Here is a 23,232-nt window from a genome sequence, read left to right as displayed (position 1 = left end):
AATGGCTAGTTCTTACTCGGCGGGAATCCCACCCGCTATATGATACGACCTAGGCTCGGCCGCACAACTGCCCCTTTTGTTCCATAAGAAATTCAACACAAAAAGGCATTAATCCTTCTTAGATCAATGCCCTTGCTCGTATCAAAAAAACTTTTTATATAACTCCCGTCGCAGTGTTCCACTTAAATAAGCGTAAATTTTAGTTGTTTCGCTCTTCTCGTGTCCCATCAAATTTTGAATGACTTCTAAAGGGGCCCCATTATTCAATAAAGTAGTGGCATAACTATGTCTCAACTGATGTGGGTGAATACTTTTATTGATGCCGGATTTTTTCGATATCTGTTTTATAATATACCTCATTTGGGATATGCTCATCCGATGGGGAGCACGTACGGTTACAAATAAAGCTTCTTGATCATCTGTTCTCTCATCAAGATACCTCTTCAACCAGATATCACACCTAGTATTAAAGTAAACTTCTCTTTCTTTATTTCCCTTACCTAAGACAATTACGGACTGATTAGAAAAATCAATGGATTGTCGATTCAAATTAACGGCTTCCCCAATTCGACAACCGGTTGAATACATAAACTCGAACAATGCATTTTCTAATGTTGTATGACAAGCTTCTCTTAAATGCTCAATTTCTACTTCAGTTAAAAACTTTGGTATGCGGACATCTAGTTTTGGTTCCTTAATTTTCGCGGCTGGATTGCCATTCAAAACATTTTCATCTTGGGCCCATCTAAACAGCGATTTTATAAAACGTATCCTATGACTAAGACTAGCAGCCTTTAATTGATTAGCAACATTCCCTAGATAAAGCTTTAATGAATCGGTGGTTATTTCATCAAGGGATCTATCACCAAGATTCCGGATTAATAAGTTTAATTGGACATTATAGGCTTTTAAAGTCTGAGATGAATATCCTTGTATTTGTTTATCAGCTTTATATAAATCCCACGCTTCAGATAGTATCATCCTATTACTCTCCTAATCTATTTTTATCAGTATAGACAAATAGAAAGGCAGTAATACTTATATTCTATTAATGATTTTTATGAAAGATAAGATTTTATTTAAAAACCGCGAGGGTATTTCTATTACTTATCTCCACAGTTCCTACACGCTTAAGTAGAAAAAATCACTTGTAACACTGGTGGAGAAATTCAGATTAAGTATTAACTTCGTGAATCCGTTGCAAGAAACGTAAAAAGGCAGTGCCCCCAATTTTGAGGGCTTACTGCCTTATTTTAAAATAAGTTGCGAGACACACTCTACGTGCATCGTCTGCGGGAACATATCCACCGGCTGAACCTCAACCGTCTTATAGCCATTGTCCTCCAAATAACGGAGATCACGTGCCAATGTGGCTGGATTGCAGGATACATAGACTACCTTCTTAGGCTTCATCGCTGCGATGGTTTTTAAAAGATTCTCGTCACAGCCCTTGCGTGGCGGGTCGACGACGAGTGTGTCAGCTGTGATGCCTTGCTTGTACCAGTTCGGGATGACGGTTTCCGCTTCCCCGACCTCGAATTCAACATTCGTGATTTCATTTAGCGCTGCATTTTTGCGAGCGTCCTCTATTGCTTCCGGTACAATTTCTACACCATACACTTTCTTCGCCTTTTTCGCGAGGAAGAGAGAAATCGTCCCGATGCCGCAGTAAGCGTCAATGACGGTTTCATGACCGGACAGGTCTGCATATTCGAGTGTCTTATCATAGAGTACCTTCGTTTGGATAGGATTCACCTGATAGAAGGATCTTGGTGAGATCTCGAATTTGATGTCACCGATGTAGTCTGAGATTACATCCGCTCCCCAGAGCGTGATTGTCTGGTCACCAAGGATGACGTTCGTCCGCTTCGTGTTCACATTCTGGATGATGGATGTGATGTTTGGCACAGCTTCAACTATCTCCTCAATTATCTTCCTGCGGTTCGGCATATCCGGCGTTCTTGTCACCAGAACAATCATGAGCTCGCCTGTCATCTGACCTGTACGAACCATAATGTGGCGGAGCGTGCCTTTATGCTGCTTTTCATTATAGGCTTTGACGCCATGCTTTTCACAGATCCCCTTCACAAGACGGACCATCTCATCATTCTCGGTAAACTGAATCAAGCACTCATCCATATCGATAATTTCATGGGAGCGTTTCGCATAAAAGCCTGCGACCAGGCCGCCTTCCATCTCACCGACCGGCACCTGTGCCTTATTACGGTAATTCCATGGCTCATTCATGCCAAGAACGGGGAGAACATTTACCTCTTCCAGCTTGCCGATACGAGTCATCAGCTCTCGGACCATTTTCTCCTTGGCCTTTAGCTGGCCTTCATAGGATAAATGCTGCAGCTGGCAGCCGCCGCATTGCTTATAAATCGGACATGGCGGTTCAGCGCGGTCTGGGCTTTCCTCATACAGTTCCATTAAGCGGCCAAATCCATATCCTTTGTTCAGCTTTGTTACCTTAATCTTCGCTTTCTCCCCAGGAAGTCCGTAGGGAACAAAGATTGGGTAGCCATCAATCTTAGCGACGCCAGATCCCTCATGAGTCAAGTCCTCAAACACAACATCTATATAATCATTTTTTTGTATTGGAGCCATTTTCTTTTCAGTCATTTATTGAAACCTCGATTTTTATTGAAGTAATGATGATTGTATCACAAAATAGGTTCGACCGATAATAGACGATTCTATCCATTAAAAAACCAACTCCATTAAAGAAGTTGGTCAATATCCGGAAGATCCTTTAGAAGCTCAGATTCTTGGATGGTTAAAAGATGACGGTCAGTCATTTTCTGATTTTCATATACCTTCTCTGGCACAAACACCTCAAAATGACGATATAAGTTTACGAACTCTGCTGGAGCTAGACCCCCGAATTCACCGTCCAGATTGAGCTGCAATTTATCTGGTGAGCTGACCTTAATGCGGTTTGCTTTCGCATATACCACAGACGGGTCATTAATATGTTCACCGCGAATCGCCATTGTTACAACACGGACAAAATCAGCGAGATTAATTTTCTTCAGAATAAGCAGGGTAAACATCCCATCATTCAAGGAAGCATCCGGTGCTAGTCTCTCGAATCCGCCAACAGAATTCGTGTTAGCGACAAGAAACAGCATCGCATTTCCTTCAAATAGTTTCCCGTCATACTCAATACGCATTTTAGTAGCCTTTAAGGATGGCAGCATCTCAATTCCTTTTAAATAGTAAGCGAGCTGCCCAAGCACGGTCTTCAGCTTGCTAGGCACCTCATACGTAAGTTCAGTGAGGCGACCGCCGCCGGCAATGTTAATGAAGAAGCGATCATTCATTTGACCGATATCAATTGGTATTGTAAGCCCTTGGGCAATGATATCTGCTGCATCCAAGACGGATTTCGTCGAGACGCTTAATGCACGTGCAAAGTCGTTTGTCGTTCCAACTGGAATAATTCCTAGCTTTGGACGGAACTCATGCCCGGCAAGTCCGTTAACAACCTCATAAATTGTTCCGTCTCCACCAGCGGCGATAACTACATCGTATTTCCGTTCAATCGCAATCTCAGCCGCTCTCGTAGCATCACCCTCGCCTGTGGTCGCATGACAGGAGGCTTCATAGCCAGCCTTTTCAAGCTTCTCAAGCACCTCTGGCAAATAACGTTTGAACGCTTCCCTACCCGATGTTGGGTTATAGATAATTCTTGCTTTTTTCATATTCATTCATCATCCTATATAAAATTCAAAGTATCTTGCGCTACAGAAGTTTATTACCATTATAACTCCACTAAAAGCCAATTGCCATATCCATCCTGCTTCAAGGGGGCTTTATTTCGCCTCTAGCTCCATGAGAATGGCATCACCGTTACTGCCGACCTTCACCTTGGCAAAGTCGGCGTTCTCTTCTACCCATTCTCCTGTTCCTTCTTCAATGAAGAAGGACTCAATGCCATAGGTGATTCTGTCACCATTCAGCTCTCCCTGCAGGATCACTTCATTGCCTTTGTTCACTTGCTCCCTTGCCTCATTCATATTATCATAAACCTTTTTGATTTGAGAAATCCCAGCCTCATCTTTCTCAAGGAGTACATACACCCGGCCCGAGTAATCATCTAATCCTGCTTCATACGTGCTAATATTATAGGCTAAGTCTACATAATCTCCCTGCATAAAAGCACGCGGGTCCACCGGTTCGACTTTTAGCATAATCTCTGTGCCATTTCGCAGAATGATTTCTTTTTGTACAATAATGGCACCAATGATTAGAAGCTGCAGGAGGACAATTGGCACCCATTTGCGAACTCCGCCAAGAATAAATCCACCCTCCCCTAGTTCCTCTCTCGTTTGCCGCTTATCCAAGTACAGTGCGATTAAGAAGAAAACAGCTCCTGCCAACGCAAACGTCAAAGACTTATGGAGCAGCTTCCAAAACAGGTCATAATACTTATAGCCAAAAAAAGCAATCAAATAAGCCAACACCGCATATTCGAGCCAGTGGAGATGTGTTTTTACGGTCACTTTATACGTTTTATAGAGCAGGAAGCCCAGATACGCTAGGTTAGAAAGATAATAGAGCACCGAATGCTCCGAAAAGAAGGTAAGCACAAACCATATGGTCAATACCGCAACCAAATTCCAGCCTTTCGCCAATCGTCCTGGAACAAGCAAATAAAGAGCCAATGCCAGTATCAGCAGAATAAGGAGCCCATAATCAAATGAAAGATCTGGCCACAGACGAAAGATCGTCAGTCCTGCTCCATACAGGAAAGCCGCGATCATAAACGGATAGATCGCCCTCTCCCGCTCTCTCCATAGGGCGTAGCCAATGATGGCCATATAAATCAATAGCACGGGAACCGAGAAATCCCAGAGCACCCCAGTAGCCATTCCCAGACCGGATAGCATCAGTGTATATCGAAGAATTGACTGTTTCTTCTCTAGATGGGTTCCAATCGGAACGAGAACAATAGCACTAAATAAAATCCATTCGGCGCCTTCTAGATTAAATAAGTAAAAAATACTTAGCGCAGAGGAGACAATCAGCAGGGCCGCCAAGAAAATCGATACGGTTTTAATAAGTTGATGAAGCCATCTGTTCTCACCTGACGTTTTCCGTGCGAGCTTTGCCACCCATATGGAGCCAGCCGCAATCAAACCGATGCCAAGTACAAAGCCAAACAAATAAACAAGCAAACCAGATATCCATGAGGTAATCATAAAGAAGTGACTAATGAGGAGAATAGCCGCTCCAAGCGAAGCCAGCACAACAAGGACCTTATTCTCTGCCTTAATGAGATATTGATAGTAGATTCCCGCATACAGGAGAATGATGAGTACATAAACAATCATTCCAGCAATCGAGAATGGTTCATCAAAAAACAAATATTGCCCTGTCCATTCAGTCGTTACCTCAATCGCGAGAATCTGGACCAAGACTGCGGCCAAATACGCGACCAGCTTCGGCTTCCTTGAAGCATACAGGAACATGATAGCTGTATTGACCAGCAGAATGGCAATCGTGATGATCGTATCCTCCATAATCGTCCGTTCAATCCATCTATCCACCGGATAAAAGTACGTATATAGAGTTATATTAAATAGAATGAAAGATTGCACGGAAAACACCGGAAATCTCGTCACAATAGCTAGCAAAACAGAAGGAATAAGCCAAATCAGAAAGAAGGTGTACCCATCCGCATGCGAATTATAAATTTGACCAATAAGTGCAACAGCTGCTCCAAAGGCAATCGACCCGCCCCAGAAAATCCATGCTCCCACATCCGCAAGACCTGGTTTCCATTTAGCAAACCCATAGCTAACCCCATAAAACAAGACCATTAACAGGCAAGCCAGCGTCACCTTGGCAATATGGCCCATCCCTCCCCAATTCGCCGCAAAGAAATAAATGATGGAACTTAACCAGAACAATAATCCGATAAAATAGGTTGTCATCACTGCCTTGATACTTCTCAACTTCCCTCACCTCCATAACTATTTATATTCAAACCTCTCTTACTTATCCTCATTGTATCAAATTAGTAAGCAGGCAAACTTCTTCTCTACTTCCGTCACAAAATAGTCAACTATTCATTCGTTTTACTTCTTTTAGTTTCAAGCCGTCAAAGGTCAGCCTATAAACATCCGGCATCGCCAGACCCTTCCAAAATGAATAATCATACTGCGAATCAAAATGATTCATGATCAGTACCATGATATTGCCATGCGTACCTATGACAATATTTTTCCCCGGATATGTTTGCAATACATGAACAGCCGCATCTACTCCGCGCTTCTGCGCCATAAGATTGGACTCCCCGCCTTCATAGGAAAAGGCTGGATTCTGCCAAAGTCTTGCGACAGCTTGGTCAAAATCGTCTACCGGCTCTTTGGCCAATTGCCGTTCCCTAAAGCCCTCTTCAATCATTATTTCAGCGCCGATCCAATCAGCGATCCCTTCCACCGTCTGTATAGCCCTTTTATATGGACTGGCCAGGACATAGTGAATGCTTTCATGCTTCAAGCTATCCGTTATTCTTTCCGCATCCATATATCCTTTAGGCGATAATGGCCTTCCGAGTTCATCAGGTGTATATGTCGAATGAGCATGCCTGACGAAATAAATAGTGGTTTGCATACCTGTCGCTCCCTCTAGAAAAATTCATATAATCCGTTATTAAAATACGTAAATTCATCCTCTGAAACCCGGTATCTTGTATAGCCTTCATAAAAAGCCTCTATGTATTCAGCATATCCCCTTAATTTTCGAATGGCTAAGCATTCATCATAACGCGGGTCGCCAATCGCCATCCCTGCCACGTCAATCCACATCAGCCCGCCATTCTCTAAAACAAGGATATTATCTGTATTACAATCACCATGAATCATCGTTTGCCGGACTGGTGCCGGCTTATCTTCCTTCAATTTCTGCAGAAGCTCCAGGCTGCCATCCGCCTCTCCTCTTTTGGCATAGTTTTCAGCCTTTGCCAGCTGTTCATCCATCCAAACTGGACTCGAATCGAGAGATGGAACTTTCATTTGATGCAAATCGAGGAGGAAGCGGCCAAAGGCTCTTATCAACGACTTCCTTGCGCCATCCGAATTGGCATTCTCCAATGCAGCCGATAAGCTAACCCCTTCTTCAAAGGACATGAGCAAATGGCTGCTATCCTTGTATTCTATAAATCCCTGATACCGCGGGACCGGAACCTCCTCTCCTCTGAGCCGTTCCAATACACCTGCCTCTGTCCTCAGCCACTCACGGTATTTATCCTGAAATGAGCTTTTAAGCAGAAAAGAACCTTTATCCGTCATTACCTGACTAACCTCGGACGTACATCCTTGTTCCGCTAAGCGGCTCCTCTCATGAATCGGACCTATAATTTGTTCAATATCCCCTTTTAACTGTTGATTCATTTCTCCCACTCCTTTTCACCGCTACCTACTAATCATTCTCTAACCATAAGAATATTCCTCTAACTTAATTAATAACTAAAAAACCCGCCTTTCTAAAAAGCAGGTCAAAGCATTGCACATAGTTGATAAATTGCATCATCTATGGACTTGAATCACTCTATTTTTTTCGAATAGACAGCATATATTGAGCATTCGTGAAGATGAGGATAAAAAGAATGATGAGAATTCCAGCTAATTGAGAGACACCTGTTAGGACTGAATAGCCTATGAGCGCTAACACAGCGAAGAACAGAAGCATACTGATACTTGTGAACGCTCTATATAACCCCTGCAGCATGATATGACGTTCTCCATCATCGCTCATTTCCATCAACTTTTTGGCATACCCCTTATCATTCACAGACGGGTATTCACGATTGGGGTCTACCACTTTTGCTAGCTCCGCGTTAATGAACACCATCGAAATACTGAGAAGAACCAGACCAAGGCTAATAAAGATGAACGCATTCGGTTGAGCAGTGATTCCCACTAGCGCGAGCATTCCGACTGAGGTATACATGGCTATATTTGCAGCCAGCATGCCATCTCCATACCGTTTGTTTTGAAGCTCAGCAAGTTCATCCTCTTCATCACCTGTTTCCATCCTCTTGGATTCCCTCATGACACGCATGTCACTGCATTAAAGATAATCAAACCGACCGAAATCACCATCAATATAATCATCAATTCAAAGGACAGATTTAGTGTCCCCCATGAGAGATTCGATCCTAAACTGGAATTCAGAGAAACATGCATCGCCATATATCCTAATACCGCTCCCACCAACGCTCCTAACAGCATCTTCCCGATCGCTTTCGCCATCATTCATCCTCCTCAAATAGAAATATCTTCTCGATTGGCTCATTAAAGATTCTCGCAATTCGCACGGCAATCAATAGGGAAGGAACAAATTCCTCCCGTTCAATCAAACTCACTGTCTGGCGAGAAATTTTCGCATGCTTCGCAAGCTGAGTCTGATTCATGCCCTCACGCGCCCTAAGCTCCTTCAATCTCGTTTTCATATTTTCACCTCTAATATCATTGTATGATTTATTTTCCATTTTGACAAATATATTTGTCAAAATGATTATTATAATTGTCAAAATGGATATTTGCACTCATAAAGAGAGCCTATTAGGCTATTACATATTACTAATTTTTTACTATGAAAATATTGACAAACTCAGAATTAAATCATATAGTTAACTACGGAAATGATAATCATTATCAATTATAAAATATACTTAATACTTTAAGGAGGACTATGATGAATCGCCTCTATACAGATAGCTTACATATCGGATATGGAGAACAGCTGATTGTCAAAGATCTTAGTATAGATATACCTGATCACAAAATAACCACCATCATTGGGTCCAATGGCTGCGGTAAGTCGACTTTACTAAAAGCGATTACGAGGATTATCTCTCATCAATCCGGTGACGTCATACTGGATGGTAAATGCATTTCAAGTGAAAATACCAAAATTCTCGCACAGAAAATGGCCATCCTTCCCCAATCACCAGAAAGCGCGAGCGGACTGACAGTCGGCGAGCTCGTATCCTACGGACGCTTCCCTTATCAAAAAGGACTCGGCCGGCTTTCAAAAAAGGATAGAGAGGTTATTGACTGGGCCCTTCAAGTAACTGGAACAAGTGACTTCAAGTATCGTCCTGTTGATGCCCTATCAGGCGGTCAGCGGCAGCGGGTTTGGATTGCCATGGCACTTGCTCAGGAGACAGAGATTATATTTCTCGATGAACCGACTACATACTTAGATATGGCCCATCAATTAGAGGTTTTAGAGCTTTTGCAGAAGCTTAACATGGAGCAAGGCCGCACGATTGTGATGGTTCTCCACGATTTAAACCAGGCTGCACGATTCGCGGATTATATGATTGCCTTAAAGGATGGGGAAATTGTGAAGGCCGGGAATTGCGAGGAAGTCATGACTCCTAATGTGCTCAAGGATGTATTCCATATTGATGCCCAAATCGGGAAGGACCCTCGAACAAATAAACCAATGTGTATAACCTACGACTTAATTAAAGGAGAAGAAAATCATGAAAAAATGGATCCTTCCGTTCATGCTGCTCTCATTGCTGCTAATTAGTGCATGCAGCAGTACTTCCTCAACAGAAAAGGAAAACGATACAAAGAAAGAAGAGTCCGAAACATTCACATATGAGTCAGAGACCGGACCAGTTGAAGTGCCAAAGGACCCGCAGCGTGTCGTCATGTTATCAGGCTTCACTGGGAATGTGATTGAATTAGACGTAAATCTAGTCGGTGTGGACGTATGGTCTAAAACAAACCCTACATTCGAGAAGGAATTAAAGGATGTTGCCGAAGTATCTGAGGATAATTTAGAACAAATCATTGAGCTTGAACCTGATTTAATTATTGCATTATCAACGGTCAAAAACATTGATAAATTAAATGAAATCGCTCCTACAGTCACGTATACATGGGGGAAATTAGATTATTTAGAGCAGCATATTGAGATTGGTAAACTGCTAGGGAAAGAGGAAGAAGCTAAAGCCTGGGTAGATGACTTCCAAAAACGCGTCACAGAGGCCGGGGATGAAATCAAAGCAAAAATCGGCGAGGATGCCACCGTCTCCGTCATCGAAGCCTATGATAAAAACCTATATGTTTACGGGGATAATTGGGCACGCGGAACAGAGATTCTCTACCAGGGCATGAAATTGAAAATGCCTGAAAAAGTAAAAGAAATGGCCTTAAAGGATGGCTATTATGCGCTTTCTACAGAAGTCATCCCTGATTATGCAGGAGATTATGTCATCTTAAGTAAATATGCAGAGGCGGACACTTCATTCCAGGAGACCGAAACCTATAAGAATATACCTGCTGTCAAGAATGGCCGTGTATATGAAATGGAAGGAAACGGGGCCTCCTTCAGTGATCCGGTTACACTAGAAAAGCATTTGGCCTTCTTCAAAGAATCATTTCTAGCTGAATAATTTTCGTTGGAGGGATTCGGATGATATAGAATCCCTCTTCCCTATTCTAGGAAAGAGAAGATGAGTAAGATGATAAAAGAAAATAAACATCGAATCCCTTTCGTCTATATCATAATTATGAGTTTGCTTGTTTTCATTGGCATGTTTATCGCTTCCATGGCCTTTGGTTCTGCAGATACATCTATCAAGGACGTATGGCTTGCTCTAACCACGAATGCGAAAACAGAAACCGCTCTCATGCTTCGGGAGATTCGTCTTCCAAGGGAGATAGCGGCCATCTTTGTCGGTGCGGCGCTGGCGGTTTCCGGAGCCATTATGCAAGGATTAACGAGAAACCCGCTGGCTGACCCTGGTCTTTTGGGACTGACAGCTGGAGCAAATGCTGCCATGGCAATCATCCTTGTGGTCATTCCTTCAGTGAATTATTTTGGATTAATGATTGGCTGCTTTATAGGAACGGCCGTTGGCACCATCATGGTATTTGGAATTGGGATGATTCAAAAAGGCGGCTTCTCCCAAATCCGTATTGTCTTAGCTGGAGCAGCCGTATCTGCCTTCCTCTACGCTGTCTCCGAGGGCGTCGGCATTTACTTTAAACTCTCTAAGAGTATTTCTATGTGGACCTCAGGAGGCCTCTCCGGAACAAATTGGGACCAGCTAAAGGTGATTGTCCCCTTCATCATGACCGGTATTCTCCTGTCTGTCCTGCTCTCAAGACAGCTGACTATTCTTAGCCTAAATGAAGATGTGGCCGTAGGATTAGGACAAAAAACAACTCAAATAAAAGGAATCCTCTACATCGTCATTATTCTGCTTGCTGGTGCCTCAGTCGCACTGGTTGGGAACATGACCTTTATCGGCTTGATGGTCCCCCATATCGTTCGGGCAATTGTTGGAACAGATTATCGTTTCATCATCCCGATGTCAGCCATTGCCGGTTCTGTATTTATGCTGCTTGCCGACACGATTGGCCGCACCATCAATGCCCCTTATGAAACACCTGTAGCAGCCATTGTAGCTGTTATTGGTCTACCCTTTTTCTTAACCATTGTTCGTAAAGGGGGTAAAGTATTCTCATGATTCATCCATCACTACGAAAAAAACAGCGCGTTCTGTTTATCCTTTTACTTGCCTTGATAAGCGTAACAGCTTTGATAAGCCTAGGTTTAGGAGCTGCTGGCCTCTCATATGACAGGCTAATTCCTGTCTTTCTTGGGGAAGGCACCTTTAAAGAAGAATTTGTTTTATTTTCAATCCGGTTGCCGCGCTTGATTATTACTATACTCGCTGGCATGGCTCTTGCTTTATCTGGCGCCATTCTGCAAGGAATTACACGCAACGACCTGGCCGACCCTGGAATCATTGGAATCAACTCGGGAGCAGGCGTGGCCATTGCCGCATTCTTTCTGTTTATTCCAATTGAGCCTGGTTCATTTGTGTACATGATTCCGCTTGTCGCCTTCCTGGGAGCCTTGCTTACGGCCTGCTTCATCTATATATTTGCCTATAGCAAAAACACCGGATTGCAGCCAGTAAACCTGGTCTTAGTCGGGATTGGATTCTCATCAGCACTCTCTGGAGCGATGATTGTACTCATCTCATCGGCTGAACGCGAGAAAGTGGATTTCATTGTCCAGTGGTTAGCGGGAAATATATGGGGGGCGGATTGGCCATTCATCTGGGCTCTTCTTCCATGGCTGGTCACACTGATTCCTTTCACCTTATACAAGGCCAGCCGGCTAAATCTGCTCGGATTGAATGAATCGGTTGCCATCGGCGTCGGGGTAGCGATTGAGAAGGAAAGAATTATCCTATTATTAACGGCTATTGCCTTAGCCGCTTCCGCCGTTTCTGTCACTGGGGGTATTTCCTTTATCGGCTTAATGGCTCCTCATATTGCGAAAGCATTAGTTGGACCAAGAAACCAGTTGTTCATTCCCCTTGCCATTCTGATCGGAGGCTGGCTCCTTTTATTCGCTGATACCATTGGCCGGAACCTGGTCGAACCGAATGGCATACCTGCAGGCATTATGGTTGCATTAATTGGCGCTCCCTATTTTCTATACTTGCTATTAAAAAAGATTTAGAGATTAATCCCTTGAATTACTCAAGGGATTTTTTCATTTATAAACATAGCTATTCCACTTCATTAGCCCTGCCGTTACATGTTAAACAGCATAAACTATAGAAGCATGTCCGACTTAACGGAGGGTTATTTATGAGAAATCCAAAACGAAAAAGAGGTTTTTGTGTGCCTGGATACCGCTATTGCGGTCCAGGATGTTCAGGTCCCGGTTCTCCAACCAATGCAGTGGACTCCTGCTGCAAGCGCCACGATGATTGTTATCAAAGATATGGTCCATGCAAATATTGTGATGATCTGTTTTTGGACTGCTTGCGTCCGAAAATAAACCGCCAGACGAATATGGGCAGGGATGCAGCCTTATTCTATAATGTCATGAGACTCAGAAGTGCTTTTAAGTAACAGAATTCACTGTTTTGCCATTGTATAGATGACTTGCTCCGCACCAAACCGAATCAGTCGTTGCTCCTCCCGCATTCCCGCTTTCTCCAGCAATTTTCGTGATGGCAGATTGGCGATCTGTGTTTCCGCTATGACTTTAGGTAAATGCAGCACATCAAAGGCATAATCAAGAATGGTCCGAACGGCTTCCAATCCATAGCCGTTCCCCCACCATTCTGGCAAAAGCTGATAGGAGATTTCATGGAAGGACCCATCATGATGGGGGCCTAACGAAATAACCCCAACTAAACCATTCGTGTCCTTATTCCTGACTACCCAATGATTCTCATCCCTCGTATGACACATCTCATCAAATATTAGCGGCAGCTCCTCTTCTTTCCGCACGCCGCCTAAATATCTTCTCACTTCCTGATTCATATATAACTGCTTCACTTCATCATAATCTGTCTTTTGAAAGGGCATCATTACACATCGATTAGTTTCAAGTATCTTCCTGTTCAAATATTCTTCAACCAAGTCAGCACCCTCACAATCTGAAAGGGCTCCATCCAAGTCACGAATCCCAAAACGACAAAAGCCATAAGAATAGTTAGATACTTCAACTTACCTGCTTCATTTTTTGCTATAGCCATAAAACCGAGAATAACCGCGACAAATAAGCATATGAACCCAATCAAGATAAATAGCTCTGCATTTTCTCCTATAGACCTGTTAATCACATAGGCGATGATTCCAATGATAATGAGTAATATGGACAACAAGCTGAATCGTTTCATATTCCATCCCCCCTTATTTTTACACTACCATCAAATTCCAAATATTTGCAATATATATTTTAGAACTCTTTAACCAAAAAACCCGCCTATACAAAGGCGGGTTTTGCATTTCTGCATACTTATCGTTTCTTCAATTCGTCCATAATCAATTGGTTAACCATTTGCGGGTTAGCCTGGCCTTTTGTCGCCTTCATCATCTGCCCGACAAGGAAGCCGACTGCTTTTTGCTTACCACTCTTAAAGTCCTCGATTGATTGCGGGTTGTTATCGAGAATTTCGATGACAATTTTGCGAAGCGCACCTTCATCCGAGATTTGGACTAGTCCTTTCTCTTTTACGATAGCTTCAGCATCTCCTCCGTTTTCGACCAATTCCTTAAAGACGGTCTTCGCGATTTTCGAGGAAATCGTTCCGTTTACAATCAGCTTGATCAAACCGGCTAAGCCTTCCGGTGTCAATGGTGTGTCATGAAGCTCTTTTTGAGCAGCCTTCAAGTAAGCGGACAGCTCACCCATGATCCAGTTTGACGCTTGCTTCGGCTCTGCGCCTGCAGCAACCGTCGCCTCAAAGAAATCAGCAGTCTCCTTCGTCACGGTCAGGACAGCCGCATCATAGCTCGGCAAGCCCCAATCTTCCACATAGCGTTTCTTCCGCTCATCCGGAAGCTCTGGGATTTCCGCACGAATGCGATCCTTCCATTCTTGGTCAATATAGAGCTCAACTAGATCCGGCTCAGGGAAGTAACGGTAATCGTCAGACCCTTCCTTCACACGCATAAGCAAGGTAGCGCCTGTCGCCTCATCAAAGCGGCGTGTTTCCTGAAGGATAACTCCTCCTTCATTTAACACTTTCGCTTGACGCTCCTGCTCAAACTCCAGCCCTTTTCTGACAAAGTTAAAGGAGTTGAGGTTCTTAAGCTCCGTCTTTGTGCCGAACTCCTCCTGTCCCACTGGACGGAGGGAGATATTCGCGTCACAGCGAAGACTTCCTTCCTCCATCTTGCAGTCGGACACACCTGTATATTGAATGATCGATTTCAGCTTTTCCAGATACGCATACGCTTCCTCTGGCGTACGGATATCCGGCTCAGAAACAATCTCAATCAATGGCGTACCTTGTCTATTATAGTCACATAGGGAATAGCCGTCTGCCGTATGTGTCAGCTTGCCGGCATCCTCCTCTAGATGGAGGCGTGTGATTCCGATACGTTTCTTCTCTCCGTTTACTTCAATCTCAATCCAGCCATGCTCTCCGATTGGCTTGTCAAATTGAGAGATTTGGTAAGCCTTCGGGTTATCAGGATAGAAATAATTCTTGCGGTCGAATTTAGTATCCGTTGCCACTTCACAGTTTAAGGCCATGGCCGCCTTCATCGCGTATTCGACTGCTTTTTTGTTCAAGACAGGCAATACACCCGGATAGCCAAGGTCAATCACGCTTGTGTTTGTATTTGGTTGCGCGCCGAATTGGTTCGGGCTCGCGGAGAAAATTTTTGATTCTGTTTTCAGCTCAACATGGACCTCTAAGCCAATGACTGTTTCGTAGTTCATTTACTCCACCCCCTGCAATGACGGCTTTTGTTTATGGAAATCTGTCGCTTGTTCAAAGGCATGGGCTACCTTATACACCGTGCTTTCATCGAAGTGCTTGCCGATGATTTGCAGACCTAACGGAAGGCCGTTTGAGAAACCGTTTGGCACGGAGATTCCTGGAACACCAGCAAGGTTTACCGGGATAGTCAGGATATCATTCGCATACATGGTAAGCGGATCTTTTGTATTCTCGCCCATTTTGAAGGCAGGTGTCGGCGCAGTCGGGCCAACGATGACATCATATTGATCAAATACTTTTTCAAAATCATTTTTGATAAGCGTACGGACCTTTTGTGCCTTTTTGTAATAAGCATCATAATAGCCTGAGCTCAGGGCGAACGTGCCGAGCATGATACGGCGCTTCACTTCTTCTCCAAACCCTTCTGCTCTCGTCTTCTTATACATTTCTAAGAGATTCTCTGCATTCTCTGTGCGGTGTCCGTATCTCACGCCGTCAAAACGGGAAAGGTTCGCAGATGCCTCAGAGGAGGACAAGATATAATATGTTGATAGCGCATATTTAGAATGCGGCAGGGATACTTCTTCATAGCTCGCTCCGAGGCTCTCAAGCACCTTCAAGGAGTCGAGAACCGATTGACGCACCTCAGGGCTGACGCCTTCACCGAGGTATTCCTTCGGTACAGCAATCTTCAATCCCTTAATGTCTCCTGTTAAAGCTTTCGTGAAATCAGGAACCTCAATATGGGCAGAAGTACCGTCCATTGGGTCAATCCCGGCAATTGCTTGAAGCAAGTAAGCATTGTCTTCTACGTTGCGTGTGATTGGTCCAATTTGGTCAAGCGATGATGCGAAAGCAACGAGGCCATAGCGGGAAACACGTCCATAGGTCGGCTTCATGCCAACGACGCCGCAATAGGAAGCCGGCTGGCGGATAGACCCGCCCGTATCAGACCCAAGGCTGAACGGCACCTCACCCGCTGCAACAGCTGCAGCTGAACCGCCTGAAGAACCGCCTGGCACGGCCGTTAAATCCCAAGGATTAGCTGTTTTTTGAAAGGCAGAGTTCTCCGTTGATGAACCCATCGCGAACTCATCCATATTCAGTTTCCCAATCGTGATTGTCTCGTTTTGCTGCAAACGCTCCATAACGGTCGCATCATATATTGGATCAAAATTATCGAGAATCTTGCTCGCACAAGTCGTACGCAGGCCTTTCGTCACGATGTTATCCTTAATGCCGATCGGCATGCCGAATAACGGGCCTTTCGCCTCTCCCCGGGCAAGCTTAGCATCAAGCTCATCCGCTTTCTTCCAAGCATTTTCCTCATCTAATGTCAGGAAAGCCTGCACCTTTCCATCAACATCCTTAATCCTGCTATAGGATTCAGAGACGAGGTCACGAACCTGTATTTCCTTTGATTGCAGCATTTGCTGCAGCTCAGATACCTTATGGTCAAATAAAGACATTAATATTCCCTCCCTGGCCTACTCCATAATTCCTGGTACACGTATTTGTCCATCCTGGTGGTCAGGGGCATTCTTTAAGACCTCTTCCCGCGGTAATCCAGGTGCTGACTTGTCTTCTCTTAAAACATTTTTCATATGTAGTACATGTGTCGTAGGTTCAATATTCGTCGTGTCAAGCTCATTTAAGTGCTCGGCAAATGTGATAATAGAATCGAGCTGCTTCGTAATCATGTCCGTTTCTTCTTCCGTAATGGCCAATCTCGCCAAATTTGCGACATGTTTAGCCTGTTCTTTTGAAATGCGCGTCATAAATGACACCTCCAAGTTCCTGCATACTATAGACAATAATTATAATGATAATATCAAACTTTCGTCCGTTAAAGCAATCAGATTACAGTAAAACAAGAAATCCTGCATGTCCAACCAAGATGACCCTATTTTCGAGGAATTTATTACCCGGGAAAAGATTTGTCGAAGGAATAATAAAAGGATGCCGGAATTCTTCTGGCACCCCTATATTTCTATCTATTTTGCTCTGTGTATGCTTCATATGCGAGCATCAATGAACCTGTAATCCCAGCGTTGTCGCCAAGGCCAGGCGACACGAGGTATTCATCAATCCGGTCCATAATCTCCGGTAATGATACATACCCATTCAGGATTTCTTGGACATTTCTCGCAATGATTGGATACAGCTGTTCCTGCTTCATTACACCGCCGCCAAGGATAATCTTCTTAGGTGACAGCACAAGAATATAGTGGGCAATGGCTTGGGCCAAATAATAACCTTCCAGCTCCCAAACCTCTTCCGCTTCTTGGAGCTTGTCTCCCTTCATGCCCCAGCGCTCCTCAATTGCCGGACCTGCTGCCAGCCCTTCCAGACAATCCTTATGATAAGGACATTTCCCTTCATATGAATCGTTCGGATGCCTGCGAACCATGATATGGCCCATTTCCGGGTGGGAGAGTCCCTGCAACAATTTACCCCCAACAAGTGCGCCCGCTCCGATGCCTGTCCCAACCGTGATATACAGACAGCTATCTAGCCCCTTTGCCGCACCCAGCTTCGCTTCACCAAGAGCAGCTGCATTCACATCGGTATCGAAACCCATCGGCACCGGGAAGACTTTTTCCAGCTCGCTTAATAAAGGATAATCCCTCCACCCTTGCTTAGGTGTTGAGGTAATCATGCCAAACGTCGGGCTTTTTGGATTGACATCTGCGGGTCCAAATGTACCGATGCCTATTGCATCTGGCTGATGCTTTTGAAAGAACCCAATGACCTCTCTCATCGTTACCTCTGGCAAATCAGTCGGGATGACTGTTCGTTCGACAATCGTTCCATTCTCATGTCCCACTGCACAGACAAACTTCGTACCTCCTGCTTCAATTGCACCTAAAAGCATCCAACCGCTCCTCTCAAGCCTCATTTATTTCTTCACTGATACGCTCGTAAAGACAAATTTATCATAGCGATGTCTAGAGAATGAATATTCAAACGGAACACCATTATTTAAGAACCCTACCTGCACGACCTGCAAAATCGGATCCTCCTTTTTGCACTCTAAATACGTTTGATCAAGCTCATTGGATTTATCAGCCATGATGGTCCGATGGGCTCCGCCAATCTTCAAATCTAAGTCTTGCTGAATATAATTATAGATGGAGGCATGCAAAATGTCCTCCGTAATCCCCGGAATTAAATTAGATGGCATATAAGTCTCTTCCATAACATATGGCTCATGGTCGACCATCCTCAAGCGGATAATATGATAGACCGGCTCCTGCCTTCCGATGGCCAAGTGACCAGCCACTTCTTCTGATGGGAACTCAATCGTAAACTGAATAATCTTGCTGGATACCGGCTTGCCCTTGACCAGATTGGAAAGCCCTAAGCTTTCATCACTGATCACGTTCAATGACTGATTCTTGTACATCTGGATGATGAATGTTCCATGTCCTCTCTTACGGAAGAGGAGCCCTTCTGAAACAAGGAGATCTAAGGCCTTTCTCATGGTCATTCGGCTTGAGCCGAATTCCTCGGCCAAACTAAGCTCATCAGGAATAGGCTGATCGATAGGATAGTAACCCTCTTTAATTCGTCTTCTCATCTCATTGGCGATGCTCTCATATTTGGTCATATTCTATTAAACCCCTGTCTATCATACTGAAGTGACTCTTCCGACTATCTTCTTTCTGTATATTTACTTATATAATATAATGAAGCAGACGAAAATCCTCATATTTTTCCATAAAAAGAAAAAATTTTACTGCTATTGTATAAAAAAGCATAAAGAAGAAGACACGAATATGCCCTCTTCTTCTCATGCTCCTTAGAATCCATTATTCTTGGATACTTCTTGAATCCAGTAGCCGCTCTTCTTAATGGAACGTTCCCCATCTTTGTCCAGATTAACGGAAACGAACCCATACCGGTTTTTATAAGCATTGGACCAGGACCAATTATCCATAAAGGTCCATAAATGATATCCTTTTACATTGGAGCCTTCACTTGCTGCTTTATGCACCCATTTAAGATGCTCGCGAATGAAATCAATCCGGTAGTCATCCTCAATCATTCCCTCAGCATTCCTGAATTTCTCCTCACCTTCAACACCCATACCGTTCTCAGAAATGAAGCATTCAATATTTCCGTAATTCTCTTTCAGGTTACTAAGGATGTCATAAATGCCCTTCTCATAGATTTCCCATCCGCGGTGGCGGTTCATCTTGCGGCCCGGCATTTCATAATAATCGAAATAAAATTCAGGCATGAACGGACTATCTGGATGAGGCATAGACTCCTTCGCCTTCACACGCCTTGGCTGATAATAGTTCACCCCAAGAATATCGACTGTGTTGTTCTTGATTGTCTCAAGATCCCCCTTAGCAATAGCAGGCATAAAACCTTTTTCTTTTAATATTTCCACCAGATCCTCAGGGAATGTACCCTTTACGGAAGGGTCGAGGAAGGAACGATTAAAGAAAGCATCGCAAATTCTCGCTGCCTTCAAATCGGCCGGATTCTGGCTGCGCGGGTATGAAGGCGTCAGATTAAGCACGATGCCAATCTGGCCATCCTGACTGAGCGCTCGGTAAGCTTCTACTGCCTTTGCACTTGAGAGAATCGTATGATAAGCAACTTGGACGGCCTTTTTGAAATCGACGATGTTCGGATAATGGAAGTCATATAGATATCCGCCCTCTACCGGAACAATTGGCTCATTATGCGTAAACCATTTCTTTACCTTGCCGCCGAACTCTTCAAAGCAAGCCGTAACATAACGCACATACGCATCAACGACTTCACGGCTCTCCCAGCCGCCAATCTCCTGCATCGCAAGCGGCATATCAAAATGGAATAACCCGACAAATGGTTCAATATCGTTCGCAATCAATTCATCAATCACGTTGTGGTAAAATTCAACCGCCTTCGGATTGATATCCCCTGTCCCTTCCGGAAACAAACGCGCCCACGAGATGGACATACGGAAAGAGTTATGGCCAATTTGCTTCATCAAGGCAATATCCTCTTTATATTTGTAATAGAATTGAGATGTCTTCTCCGGTCCCACTCCATCAAAGAAACGGTTAGGCTCCAGCTCATACCAATGATCCCAAATGTTCTTACCTTTCCCGTCTACGTCTGAGGCACCCTCCGTTTGAGTTGCAGAGGCAGCAGATCCCCACCAAAACCCGTCTGGAAACTTATATGTTACGTGAGTCTCTCTCTCTTGATTGTTCACGATAAATTCTCCTTTGCTGGTGTTATGATTAGGCTCTGTCCACCCATTTTATAGTTGGAACAGAGCCTTCTTAATTACATATTTACGTTATCTGTATTTTGATTAGCCATCGCCGCTTTCGCTTCTTCCTCTTCCTTCTTCAAATTAACGCGGTCAATGACCTTCAAGAATGGAAGCCAGATGGCGAATACGATAAAGAAGTTCGCAATTTGCAGTAATGAGCCCATAATGGAGTTCGTTGCCAAGTATCCACTGAAGCCTATCGGAACTGTCCATGGAACAACAACCCCAGTTGGCGCCGGCACCAAGCCGATTCTCATCATAGTGTAAGTGAAGATAACAACCACTAACGGTGAGACGATCCACGGAATCAAGATCAATGGGTTCATTACGATTGGCAAACCGAAGATAATTGGTTCATTGACGTTAAAGATACCAGGGGCTCCCCCAATTTTCGCTACTTGCTTCATCTGTTTAGATTTAACGAATACAAGAATTGCTGCAACTACAGCTAACGTCATCCCTGTACCGCCCATTCCAACGGTAAATGTATCCATAAACGTTTTGGAAATAATGTGCGGCACTTCCTCTCCGGCTTTAAACGCTTCTAAGTTTTCGAGAGATAGAGATAGCCAGATTGGATCCATGACAGAGTTCATAATAATTTGTCCATGAAGACCGAAGAACCAGAGCAATTGAATCAAGAACACAACCACCAAGGTTGGAATCAACCCAGAGCCTAAACCTGTCAGCGGCTTTTGAAGCACACTATAGATAACATCATGAAGATTTGTTTCAAATACGAGAGCTACCACTGCATGAATAACTAAAAAGATTGTTAACGTAATGAATGCTGGAATCAATGCTGCAAAGGATTTAGATACAGCTGGCGGTACGCCGGCAGGCATCTTAATGGCAATATCCTTTTGCACAATTTTGCGATAAATCTCTCCTGCAACAAATGCCGAAATCATGCCAAGGAACATCCCTTTAGCCCCTAGACGATCTAATGAAAGAACACCAGTGATGACTTCCCCGCTTGCTGTTTCAACGGTAAACGGTGTCAAGAATAGGAAGGATGCCAGTGCCACGACTCCGCCGAAGACAGCCTCTACATTATAGCTTTTCGATAAATAATACCCAATCCCAAACACAACGAAGACGGTCATAATGCTCATTGTCGCACTTTGGGCAACCCCAAACGTATTTGAGAGTGTTGAAATGGTGCCATCGCTCAAAAATTTATTCAAGAACGGCAGGTTTAATAATACGACTACCATGGAACCAAACACAGTTAGTGGAAACGCTAACATAAAAGCGTCACGTAAAACACTTAAATACCTGTTATTATTAAGCTTTCCTGCGATTGGCACTAGGAAACTGCTTATTTTATCAAACATCAACTTTTCCCCCAGTCAAATTTCTCTCCCTGCTTAAAGGGCATGTTACAAGCTTCTAAAATCTTATTTCTTTTGAGACTTGAAGACTTCTAATAACTCTTTCACCAATTCCTTCATCGTTAACGTAGACATTAAATGATCCTCTGAATGCATCAAAAGAAGTGAATATGGTATTTGGTCGCCGGAAGCTTCCTTTTGCACCATTTGGAAATGGATATCATGCGAAATGCTAAGGTCTGCTTCTGCCTGTGCAATCAGCTCATCCGCTCCACTCTCATTGCCATCCTTATATTCACGCAGCGCTTGGATTACCTTGGCACGCGCATTCCCGCTATGAAGGATAAGCTGAAAGCTGATCTGCTCATCTGTCAATTGATCAAGTTGTAATTTTTCCATTATTTATCACCTATTAAAGAAAGAGCTTGTTCATATGCTTTTTTCCCATCAGCCATGCCATACGCCATCATGTCAATCACATCAACCTTGATTCCGTACTTCTCCGCTTCCTTCTGTAAATCACCTTTCAAAAAGCTCATTTGCGGCCCAATCAACACAACATCTGCCTCCGCCATTTCCTGCTTCGCCTTATCCTGGCCAACCGCCCAAATCTTCGCCTCATCTCCAACGGATTTCGCATGAGCCTCCATTTTTGTAACCAATAAACTTGTTGACATGCCGGAACTGCAAGCTAAGAGAATCTTTTTCATGTGTATCAACCTCTTTTTGATAGAATTTTAATCCATATAAACCGCTTACAATTTCAATTATAATCAAATTTTCTTAAATGTCTATACATTTAGATTAAAAAGTATATTTATTATTTTTAATAGATATGTATTTTGTGATGGGAGGGGAGGTAACGGTTATGAGAAGTAGGGTTATGCTTTTCCAGCCTTTCGGACACCCTATGCCCACCCTTCATACCTCTTGCATGGGCATAGGGTGGGAGTTCCCTGGCTTCCCCCACCTTTCGGACACCCTTTGCCCACCCTTCATACCTCTTGCATGGGCATAGGGTGGGAGTTGCCTGGCTTACCCCATCTTTCGACCACCCTTGTCCCACCCTTCATACCTCTTGCATGGGCATAGGGTGGGAGTTGCCTGGCTTCCCCCACCTTTCGACCACCCTTGTCCCACCCTTCAACCCCTTTGCCTGGGCATAGGATGGGAACTGACTGGCTTCCCCCACCTTTCGACCACCCTTGTCCCATCCTTCATACCTCTTGCATGGGCATAGGGTGGGAGTTGCCTGGCTTCTCCCACCTTTCGATCACCCTTTTCCCACCCTTCATACCTCTTGCAGATTAAGTCCATATAATTGTGTAAATAAAAAGAGTCATTTTATTCACTCTTGGAAACAATGTTTTTTATCCCAAAAA

At 43.9% G+C, this 23,232-nt stretch carries 26 protein-coding genes; 5 read left to right on the top strand and 21 right to left on the bottom strand.

Annotated features, from left to right (window positions below):
• Window positions 1-141 precede the first annotated feature (141 nt).
• The 9 genes from CYL18_RS17995 to CYL18_RS17955 form a co-directional block, all read right to left on the bottom strand.
• The gene (locus CYL18_RS17995; RefSeq protein WP_104850857.1) at window positions 142-981 is read right to left on the bottom strand and encodes a tyrosine-type recombinase/integrase; all 840 of its coding nucleotides are present in this window, start codon (window positions 979-981) and stop codon (window positions 142-144) included.
• Between the two features lie 267 nt (window positions 982-1,248).
• A complete protein-coding gene (gene rlmD, locus CYL18_RS17990) occupies window positions 1,249-2,625 on the bottom strand; it encodes a 23S rRNA (uracil(1939)-C(5))-methyltransferase RlmD (RefSeq protein WP_236636519.1) in 1,377 nt (458 codons plus the stop codon).
• Window positions 2,626-2,723: 98 nt separating this feature from the next.
• Complete coding sequence (locus CYL18_RS17985; RefSeq protein ID WP_104850856.1) at window positions 2,724-3,707, bottom strand: diacylglycerol kinase; 984 nt, start codon at window positions 3,705-3,707, stop codon at window positions 2,724-2,726.
• Between the two features lie 111 nt (window positions 3,708-3,818).
• A complete protein-coding gene (locus CYL18_RS17980) occupies window positions 3,819-5,963 on the bottom strand; it encodes a GDYXXLXY domain-containing protein (RefSeq protein ID WP_104850855.1) in 2,145 nt (714 codons plus the stop codon).
• A 106-nt stretch (window positions 5,964-6,069) separates the two neighbouring features.
• Window positions 6,070-6,624 carry a histidine phosphatase family protein gene (locus CYL18_RS17975; protein WP_104850854.1) on the bottom strand — a complete coding sequence of 185 codons (555 nt, stop codon included), beginning with the start codon at window positions 6,622-6,624 and terminating at the stop codon, window positions 6,070-6,072.
• 14 nt (window positions 6,625-6,638) lie between these two features.
• Complete coding sequence (locus CYL18_RS17970; protein WP_104850853.1) at window positions 6,639-7,403, bottom strand: phosphotransferase family protein; 765 nt, start codon at window positions 7,401-7,403, stop codon at window positions 6,639-6,641.
• A gap of 157 nt (window positions 7,404-7,560) precedes the next feature.
• Window positions 7,561-8,046 carry a DUF3169 family protein gene (locus CYL18_RS17965; protein WP_161497164.1) on the bottom strand — a complete coding sequence of 162 codons (486 nt, stop codon included), beginning with the start codon at window positions 8,044-8,046 and terminating at the stop codon, window positions 7,561-7,563.
• 14 nt (window positions 8,047-8,060) lie between these two features.
• Complete coding sequence (locus tag CYL18_RS17960) at window positions 8,061-8,267, bottom strand: hypothetical protein (protein WP_146102859.1); 207 nt, start codon at window positions 8,265-8,267, stop codon at window positions 8,061-8,063.
• The gene (locus CYL18_RS17955) at window positions 8,264-8,464 is read right to left on the bottom strand and encodes a helix-turn-helix transcriptional regulator (protein ID WP_104850850.1); all 201 of its coding nucleotides are present in this window, start codon (window positions 8,462-8,464) and stop codon (window positions 8,264-8,266) included. The genes CYL18_RS17960 and CYL18_RS17955 overlap by 4 nt, the downstream gene beginning before the upstream one ends.
• 245 nt (window positions 8,465-8,709) lie before the next feature.
• Between CYL18_RS17955 and CYL18_RS17950 the strand changes: the two genes are divergently transcribed.
• The 5 genes from CYL18_RS17950 to CYL18_RS17930 all read left to right on the top strand — a co-directional run bounded on the left by CYL18_RS17950 (window position 8,710) and on the right by CYL18_RS17930 (window position 12,911).
• Window positions 8,710-9,555: an ABC transporter ATP-binding protein gene (locus CYL18_RS17950; RefSeq protein ID WP_104850849.1), complete on the top strand. Its 846-nt coding sequence runs from the start codon at window positions 8,710-8,712 to the stop codon at window positions 9,553-9,555.
• Window positions 9,506-10,426 (top strand): iron-hydroxamate ABC transporter substrate-binding protein, encoded by a 921-nt coding sequence (locus CYL18_RS17945; RefSeq protein WP_104850848.1) that lies wholly within the window; start codon window positions 9,506-9,508, stop codon window positions 10,424-10,426. The genes CYL18_RS17950 and CYL18_RS17945 overlap by 50 nt, the downstream gene beginning before the upstream one ends.
• Before the next feature lie 69 nt (window positions 10,427-10,495).
• On the top strand, window positions 10,496-11,506 hold the full coding sequence (locus tag CYL18_RS17940) for a FecCD family ABC transporter permease (protein ID WP_104850859.1): 1,011 nt from the start codon (window positions 10,496-10,498) through the stop codon (window positions 11,504-11,506).
• On the top strand, window positions 11,503-12,513 hold the full coding sequence (locus CYL18_RS17935; protein WP_104850847.1) for a FecCD family ABC transporter permease: 1,011 nt from the start codon (window positions 11,503-11,505) through the stop codon (window positions 12,511-12,513). The genes CYL18_RS17940 and CYL18_RS17935 overlap by 4 nt, the downstream gene beginning before the upstream one ends.
• A 131-nt stretch (window positions 12,514-12,644) precedes the next feature.
• Window positions 12,645-12,911, top strand: coding sequence for a Parvovirus coat protein VP1-like protein (locus CYL18_RS17930; RefSeq protein ID WP_104850846.1), 267 nt, complete (start codon window positions 12,645-12,647; stop codon window positions 12,909-12,911).
• 6 nt (window positions 12,912-12,917) lie between these two features.
• Here CYL18_RS17930 and CYL18_RS17925 read toward each other — a convergent pair whose 3' ends face one another.
• The 12 genes from CYL18_RS17925 to CYL18_RS19645 all read right to left on the bottom strand — a co-directional run bounded on the left by CYL18_RS17925 (window position 12,918) and on the right by CYL18_RS19645 (window position 23,042).
• Window positions 12,918-13,427, bottom strand: coding sequence for a GNAT family N-acetyltransferase (locus CYL18_RS17925; protein WP_236636517.1), 510 nt, complete (start codon window positions 13,425-13,427; stop codon window positions 12,918-12,920).
• Window positions 13,409-13,687: a hypothetical protein gene (locus CYL18_RS17920; RefSeq protein ID WP_104850845.1), complete on the bottom strand. Its 279-nt coding sequence runs from the start codon at window positions 13,685-13,687 to the stop codon at window positions 13,409-13,411. Before CYL18_RS17920 ends, CYL18_RS17925 begins: the two co-directional genes overlap by 19 nt.
• Window positions 13,688-13,806: 119 nt before the next feature.
• Window positions 13,807-15,237 carry an Asp-tRNA(Asn)/Glu-tRNA(Gln) amidotransferase subunit GatB gene (gatB, locus tag CYL18_RS17915; RefSeq protein ID WP_104850844.1) on the bottom strand — a complete coding sequence of 477 codons (1,431 nt, stop codon included), beginning with the start codon at window positions 15,235-15,237 and terminating at the stop codon, window positions 13,807-13,809.
• The gene (gene gatA, locus CYL18_RS17910; protein ID WP_104850843.1) at window positions 15,238-16,707 is read right to left on the bottom strand and encodes an Asp-tRNA(Asn)/Glu-tRNA(Gln) amidotransferase subunit GatA; all 1,470 of its coding nucleotides are present in this window, start codon (window positions 16,705-16,707) and stop codon (window positions 15,238-15,240) included.
• An 18-nt stretch (window positions 16,708-16,725) separates the two neighbouring features.
• Complete coding sequence (gene gatC / locus CYL18_RS17905) at window positions 16,726-17,016, bottom strand: Asp-tRNA(Asn)/Glu-tRNA(Gln) amidotransferase subunit GatC (RefSeq protein ID WP_104850842.1); 291 nt, start codon at window positions 17,014-17,016, stop codon at window positions 16,726-16,728.
• Window positions 17,017-17,228: 212 nt separating this feature from the next.
• Window positions 17,229-18,113, bottom strand: coding sequence for an ROK family protein (locus tag CYL18_RS17900; RefSeq protein WP_104850841.1), 885 nt, complete (start codon window positions 18,111-18,113; stop codon window positions 17,229-17,231).
• A gap of 24 nt (window positions 18,114-18,137) precedes the next feature.
• Window positions 18,138-18,848 carry a GntR family transcriptional regulator gene (locus tag CYL18_RS17895; RefSeq protein ID WP_104850840.1) on the bottom strand — a complete coding sequence of 237 codons (711 nt, stop codon included), beginning with the start codon at window positions 18,846-18,848 and terminating at the stop codon, window positions 18,138-18,140.
• A gap of 192 nt (window positions 18,849-19,040) precedes the next feature.
• Complete coding sequence (locus CYL18_RS17890) at window positions 19,041-20,456, bottom strand: glycoside hydrolase family 1 protein (protein ID WP_407984648.1); 1,416 nt, start codon at window positions 20,454-20,456, stop codon at window positions 19,041-19,043.
• Between the two features lie 71 nt (window positions 20,457-20,527).
• A complete protein-coding gene (celB, locus tag CYL18_RS17885; protein WP_104850838.1) occupies window positions 20,528-21,853 on the bottom strand; it encodes a PTS cellobiose transporter subunit IIC in 1,326 nt (441 codons plus the stop codon).
• 63 nt (window positions 21,854-21,916) lie between these two features.
• Window positions 21,917-22,249 carry a PTS lactose/cellobiose transporter subunit IIA gene (locus CYL18_RS17880; RefSeq protein WP_104850837.1) on the bottom strand — a complete coding sequence of 111 codons (333 nt, stop codon included), beginning with the start codon at window positions 22,247-22,249 and terminating at the stop codon, window positions 21,917-21,919.
• A complete protein-coding gene (locus CYL18_RS17875) occupies window positions 22,249-22,560 on the bottom strand; it encodes a PTS sugar transporter subunit IIB (protein WP_104850836.1) in 312 nt (103 codons plus the stop codon). The genes CYL18_RS17880 and CYL18_RS17875 overlap by 1 nt, the downstream gene beginning before the upstream one ends.
• A 359-nt stretch (window positions 22,561-22,919) precedes the next feature.
• A complete protein-coding gene (locus CYL18_RS19645; RefSeq protein ID WP_269089201.1) occupies window positions 22,920-23,042 on the bottom strand; it encodes a hypothetical protein in 123 nt (40 codons plus the stop codon).
• Window positions 23,043-23,232: the final 190 nt, after the last annotated feature.

The sequence above is a fragment of the Pradoshia eiseniae genome (assembly GCF_002946355.1).
Lineage (GTDB): Bacteria > Bacillota > Bacilli > Bacillales > Pradoshiaceae > Pradoshia > Pradoshia eiseniae.
Note: the sequence above shows the minus strand (reverse complement) of the source record. Positions and strands in the feature narration are given on the sequence as shown.